This is a genomic window from uncultured Anaerococcus sp., assembly GCF_963510915.1.
Taxonomy (GTDB): Bacteria; Bacillota; Clostridia; order Tissierellales; family Peptoniphilaceae; genus Anaerococcus.
This window is the reverse complement of record NZ_CAUPHG010000094.1, coordinates 1-5,843: the sequence shown is the minus strand read 5'-3', so window position 1 is coordinate 5,843 and position 5,843 is coordinate 1. Positions and strand designations below refer to the sequence as shown.

At 33.2% G+C, this 5,843-nt stretch carries 9 protein-coding genes and 1 pseudogene; 8 read left to right on the top strand and 2 right to left on the bottom strand.

Annotated features, from left to right (window positions below):
- From rpsI to RQ893_RS07575, 5 genes are all read left to right on the top strand, one after another.
- Positions 1 to 368 (top strand): 30S ribosomal protein S9 (gene rpsI / locus RQ893_RS07595; protein WP_311482429.1); only part of this gene is annotated, 368 nt, incomplete at its 5' end.
- Between the two features lie 54 nt (positions 369 to 422).
- Positions 423 to 1,046 (top strand): epoxyqueuosine reductase QueH, encoded by a 624-nt coding sequence (locus tag RQ893_RS07590; RefSeq protein WP_311482428.1) that lies wholly within the window; start codon positions 423 to 425, stop codon positions 1,044 to 1,046.
- A gap of 41 nt (positions 1,047 to 1,087) precedes the next feature.
- On the top strand, positions 1,088 to 1,393 hold the full coding sequence (locus RQ893_RS07585) for a hypothetical protein (protein ID WP_311482427.1): 306 nt from the start codon (positions 1,088 to 1,090) through the stop codon (positions 1,391 to 1,393).
- The gene (locus RQ893_RS07580; RefSeq protein WP_311482426.1) at positions 1,386 to 1,865 is read left to right on the top strand and encodes a ferritin; all 480 of its coding nucleotides are present in this window, start codon (positions 1,386 to 1,388) and stop codon (positions 1,863 to 1,865) included. The genes RQ893_RS07585 and RQ893_RS07580 overlap by 8 nt, the downstream gene beginning before the upstream one ends.
- A gap of 141 nt (positions 1,866 to 2,006) precedes the next feature.
- Entirely contained in the window at positions 2,007 to 2,261 is a 255-nt protein-coding gene (locus RQ893_RS07575) for a hypothetical protein (RefSeq protein WP_311482425.1), read from the top strand.
- Positions 2,262 to 2,312: 51 nt separating this feature from the next.
- On the opposite strand, the gene RQ893_RS07570 is transcribed toward RQ893_RS07575, so the two are convergent.
- Both RQ893_RS07570 and RQ893_RS07565 read right to left on the bottom strand, forming a co-directional pair.
- On the bottom strand, positions 2,313 to 3,119 hold the full coding sequence (locus RQ893_RS07570) for a Cof-type HAD-IIB family hydrolase (protein WP_311482424.1): 807 nt from the start codon (positions 3,117 to 3,119) through the stop codon (positions 2,313 to 2,315).
- 8 nt (positions 3,120 to 3,127) lie between these two features.
- The gene (locus tag RQ893_RS07565; RefSeq protein WP_311482423.1) at positions 3,128 to 3,364 is read right to left on the bottom strand and encodes a glutathione S-transferase N-terminal domain-containing protein; all 237 of its coding nucleotides are present in this window, start codon (positions 3,362 to 3,364) and stop codon (positions 3,128 to 3,130) included.
- 89 nt (positions 3,365 to 3,453) lie between these two features.
- On the opposite strand from RQ893_RS07565, the gene srtB reads away from it, so the two are divergent.
- The 3 genes and pseudogenes from srtB to RQ893_RS07550 all read left to right on the top strand — a co-directional run.
- Positions 3,454 to 4,236, top strand: a complete 783-nt coding sequence (gene srtB, locus RQ893_RS07560) for a class B sortase (protein WP_311482422.1) — start codon at positions 3,454 to 3,456, stop codon at positions 4,234 to 4,236.
- Positions 4,236 to 5,138 (top strand): DNA glycosylase, encoded by a 903-nt coding sequence (locus RQ893_RS07555; protein ID WP_311482421.1) that lies wholly within the window; start codon positions 4,236 to 4,238, stop codon positions 5,136 to 5,138. Before srtB ends, RQ893_RS07555 begins: the two co-directional genes overlap by 1 nt.
- Positions 5,139 to 5,329: 191 nt before the next feature.
- A pseudogene (locus RQ893_RS07550) lies at positions 5,330 to 5,843 on the top strand (hypothetical protein); the annotation flags it as partial.

The window sequence follows — 5,843 nt, the reverse complement described above, 5'->3', positions numbered from 1 at the left end:
CTGGTAGAAGAAAAACCTCTGTTGCAAGAGTAACAATGGTACCAGGATCTGGAAATATAATAGTAAATGGAAAAGAGTTAGATCAATATTTTGATTTTGAATCTCTAAAAATCGTAGTAAGAAGCCCACTAACATTAACAGAAAATCTTACAAGCTATGATATTAGCGTTAATGTAAACGGTGGTGGATTTAATGGTCAAGCAGGAGCTATTAGACATGCAATCGCAAGAGCTTTAATCATAGCTAATCCTGACCTAAGAATTGCCCTAAAGAGAGCAGGATTCCTAACACGTGATTCACGTAAAAAGGAAAGAAAGAAACCAGGTCTCAAAAAGGCAAGAAAATCTTCACAATTTTCAAAGAGATAATATACAAATCGCAGGAATGTTTATTCTTGCGATTTTTTTGCTTGAAAGGTTTTTATGAACAAAATTAACTACAATAAGATAATGGAAGAAACCATCGAAAAATTAAATAAGGAAGGCAAAAGGCCTAGACTTTTGTTACAAGTATGCTGTGGCCCTTGTTCAACTCAAGTCATAGCGAGACTTAGGGAATATTTTGATATGGATTTATATTTTTATAACCCAATGATTTATCCTAGAAGTGAGCTTGATAAAAGGGCGGAGAATTTAAAGCTTGTTGCAGAAAAATCTGATTTTCATGGAAAAGTAATTATTCCTATAAATGACATCAAAGATTTTGAGGAAGTTGCCAAAAAAAGAAAAGACGATAAGGAGTTTGGTGAGGCTTGCTATGATTGTTACAAGCTAAGGCTTACCCAAACTGCCCGCCTAGCTAAAAAAGAAGCCTATGATTATTTTACAACAACCCTTTCAATATCACCTTACAAAAATGCCCAGTGGCTAAATGAAATAGGCGAAGAGCTTGAAAAAGAATATGGTGTTAAATATCTTTATGCTGATTTTAAGAAAAAGGATGGCTACAAGAAATCAATAGAATATTCAAAGGAATATGGCATCTATAGGCAAGAATATTGTGGTTGTATTTTCTCAAAAAAAGAAATGGAAGAAAATAATTGTTAAGTTTTTATAAAACTGGGTATCTTTAATAGTAGGAGATGGCTATGAAAGACTTACTTTTAATAAAAAAAATAAATCCTTTAGAAGAAATCACAAAAGTTTTTCCTTTTACCTTTCAATTAGATGAAAAATTCACTAAGAAAGAGGCAATGGAGATTTTCTGTGGTCTAAAATCAAAAGGCATAATAGCTGAGGATGAATTTTTGATTAAGGATAAGACCTTCACAGTCATAATAAACTCTAAAGATACAACACAAGTAATAAAGGAGATATTAGCTAGAAACCTAGATATATATGGAGTATATATACCTTACGGTGATTTGCTAGAAAAAGGAGAAATAAATGAGTAAAGTATTAGATTTATTAAATGAACAAATGAACTTTGAATATGAATCAGCCTACATCTATAAGGCAATGGCTGCTTATACAGATAGACTTGAACTTGATGGATTCACCAACTGGTTTGATGAACAAGTTAAAGAAGAAATCGAGCACGGTGAAGCTATGAAAGGCTTCCTACAAGAAGTAGGCTATGATGTAAGATATAAGGCTATAGCTGAACCACAATATGATTATGAAAGCCTAGTTGATGTATTTAAGGCTGCACTTGCACACGAAAAAGAAGTTTCAAGAAGAATTTATGAAATAGCAGAACTTGCAAAAGAAGAAGACCTTAGAGTATTTTCATTCATCAAAGGCTTTATCGATGAACAAGTAGAAGAAGAAGACACAGTAGGTAAAATAGTAACAAGACTTGAAAGAATCAACGGCAATTGGGGTGGAATCTACATCCTTGATGGTCAACTTGCTAGAAGACAATAATTATCAGAGGAGGCTTAGCCTCCTTTTTTATTTTGAATAAATCTCAACTAGACTTAAAGATATAAACAAAAAATAAAAATAATATTAAGATATTGACACAAGGAATTAATATATGTATAATATTCTCAAAAGGAGTTAGATATGTTGACCTTAATTTTTATTATTGGAGCCATTATGATTGGCATCCCACTTATTAAATTATTTTTTAAATTAATCTTAGGAGTCTTGGGCCTTACCATTGGTCTTGTTAGTCTTCCATTTTTACTAATTGGTGGCTTGATTATTCTTCCGATAGTAATTATTTTTGGAATCCTAGCTCAATTACTACCTGTAATAATAGTTGGAGGACTTATTTACTTTGGATATAGGTATATGACAAATAGAGAATATTATTAAAATAGAAAAAGACTAAGCCTTGGAGATTTTCCCTGGACTTAGTCTTTATTTTTATAGGTTTAAAACAAATTTTTCAATTGCTTCTCCGACTGCACCCTTGTTGTTATCAAGGCTTGTAACATAGTCGGCAGTTTCTCTTACTTGGAGTCTTGCATTTTTTACCGCCACGGACCTGCCTGCTTCTTCTAACATGGCTACGTCGTTGTAGTTATCGCCAATAGCTAGGACATCTTTTAAGTCTATCCCATAGAGGTCGCAGACTTTTTTTAAGGCAACAGCCTTATTTACTCCCTTGGCATTTATTTCCATATACATATTTGAAGAATAGCTTATCTCAAGATCGTAGTTGCTAAGTCTTGCCACATCTACCTCAAGAGCTTGGAGATAATTCATGTCTTCATTTTTGATTATAAGCTTTAGAATAGTTTCATCTTTTAGAAACTCAATATTATCTGTTTGAAGGATATTGATGTGCTTTTCTGCAACTATAGTATCGTTAGTTAGGTTTATGCCATATTTTTTATCTAGGGTATATAGATAAAAGGTGAGCTTATTTTCATAGGCGTAAGCGAAAATATTTCTGGCATATTCAAAATCTAGGTCAACAACATTCAGTATTTCCTTAGTTTTGACATTCATTATAACAGCTCCATTACAACAAATTATATACCTATCGTCAGCAATTACACCAGCTTCTTCTGGTATATTAAAAATTTCGTATGGGCCTCTGCCTGTTGCTAGTGTTACAATTATGCCTTTTTCAATCGCCTTTTTGATGGCTTCTTTATTTTTTTCTGGTACTTTCTGCTCTTTGCTTATTAAAGTTTCATCAATATCTGATGCAATTAGTTTAATCATATTTATCCTTATTTATAATTCTCTTTAAGAAAATTTATTATATCGTCAGATTCATAGAGGTACTCGCCGTCGTGGTAGAGGCAAGGAACTTGCCTTTTACCGCCCTTTTCCATAAGCTCAAGCATGGCATCGCGGTCCTCATTTATATTTACTAGGGGAATATCTATATTGTTTTCTTCACAAAAGTTTTCAACTTTTTTACAAAATCTGCATACAGTTCCTACATATAATTTGTAATCTTTCATAGCTTCTCCTTTTTTATAAAAAATACTTTTATTTACGCGTTGTTAAGGTATATTATACTAATGAAACTAAACTTTTTAAAGGTGGTAAGATGAAATCAAAAATAATGGCATTAATTAGATTTGTCCTAATTTTAATAATCCTAGCCTGCATTACTATATTAGGTAAGAGGGGACTTGATTATTGGACAAATATGAAAAACAATAAATATATACAAGACCTATCAAAACAAGTAGAAGAAGATGTCGATAAGAATGAATACGGAAATGTGCCTACAGAAGAAATAAAAGATCCCCTAGCTAGACTTGAAAAAATCCACTTGACTTTGCTAAAGAAACTAAGAGAGCAAAACTCAGATGTAATAGCTATCATAGAAATTCCTGGAACAGGAATTAAATACCCTGTCCTACAAGGCCCTGACAATGAATTTTATTTAAGAAAGGACTTGAACAAGGAATATGATATAGCTGGTTCTATTTTTATGGATGTTTATAATTCACCAGACTTTTCAGATGACAACTCTGTTATATACGGTCACCATTTGGAGATTAACTCAATGTTTACTCCTCTTGACCAATACAGAAAGCAAGAATTTGCTGAAAAAAATAGGACCCTCTACCTAACAACCCAAGAAGGTCTTAGGGAATATTTAATCTTTTCAGCCTATGGTACACCATCTAGTTCTGACTACAGGACTTTGGATTTTACCTATAGTGGTGATAAGGTGCCTTACTTTAACAAGCTTAGGTCAAATTCTGAAGTAAATCTTGAAACAAGGCCTTTTACAGATCATGATTCAATAATAACCCTATCAACCTGCCAATATGATTATGAAGATCAAAGGCTTGCTATCCACGCTGTAAGGATTAAGTAATGAGATACCTTACTGATGATAAGAGAAAATTAAATATAGAAGAGTCTCCTCAAGGACTTATCCTCAGGGAAGACTCTTTTAAGGTTGACCATATTTTCGAATGTGGTCAATGTTTTAATTTTAGAAAAAACGACGATGGTTCATACACAGCTGTATTTTTGGGAAAAATTATAAACCTTCTTGAATGCGATGACTACACTCTAATTAGAAATGTAAGCCTGGATGAATTTTACGAAATTTTTTACGATTATTTTGACCTAGGCACAGATTATGGGATGATAAAGGAAGCTTTGTCTGAATCAGAAATCCTAGGCAAGGCTTGTGACTATGGTTATGGGATTAGGATTTTAAACCAAGACTTATTTGAAACTACAATTTCCTTTATCATTTCTGCAAACAACCAAATTCCAAGGATAAAAAAGGCTGTAAGGATAATTTCAGAAAGGTATGGTGAATACCTAGGTGAATATATGGGTGAAAAATATTATTCCTTCCCATCTCCTGAAGTCCTCGCTAAAGTTGACCCAATAGATTTAAGGGAATATGCTAGGGTTGGTTTTCGTGATGTAAGGATAGTTGAAACTGCAAAGGCCTTTGTAGATGGATATTTAAATTTTGAAGATGAAAAAAATCTCACAGACAAAGACCTCCACAACAAATTAAAAGAGCTCCCAGGCATTGGCCCAAAGGTTGCGGATTGCATCATGCTTTTTGCCTACCACAGGAGGGGGACCTTCCCTGTAGATGTGTGGATCAAAAGGGTAATGGAGACACTTTTTATCGGCAAGGAAGTACCAAAAAAACAAGTAGATAACTATGCTAGAGAAATCTTCGGAGACCTTGCAGGTTATGCCCAACAATACCTGTTTTATTATGGCAGAGAAAATGCAATAGGCAAATAAGAATAAAGATGAAAGATTAGAATAGAGAAGTCTATTTTGATATTTCATCTTTTTTGATACAAAATATTTAAAGTATACTAGAATTAATGATAATATTTTAACCAATTCCTACATGAACTTATCTTGACATTGTAAAAAAACTATGTTAGTTTTAAATAGAGAAGATGTTTTTTTTATGAATTGAGGACTTTATGAAAAAGAGCAAATACAAAAGGCTGGCTATAATTATATTTGTTTTTATAATTATCACCCTGATTGTTATACTTTTAAATAATAAAAAAGAACCAGTAAGTCTTACAATGTGGCACGTTTATGGCGAACAGGCTTCATCTCCTATGGATAAGCTCGTTGATGACTTTAACGAAACTGTGGGTCGTAAGGAAGGAATTGTTATAAATGTTACTGCGACAAGTAATTCAGCAGAAATTGGCGATGAACTCTTAGATTCTCAGGCGGGCAAGTCTGGGGCAAAAAAAATGCCAGATTTGTTTTTTTGCCATAGTGGAAATGCCGATGATTTGGGGAGTGAAAACCTAATTGATTGGCAAGATTATTTTACAAAAGAAGAACTCAGTGATTATCAGGAAGATTTTTTAGAAGATGGGAGAGTGGGTAATAAACTTTTAGTTTTTCCTATCTCAAAATCGACCCATATGCTTTTTATAAATGGGTCTATGTTTGCTAGGTTTTCTAAAGATACAGGCC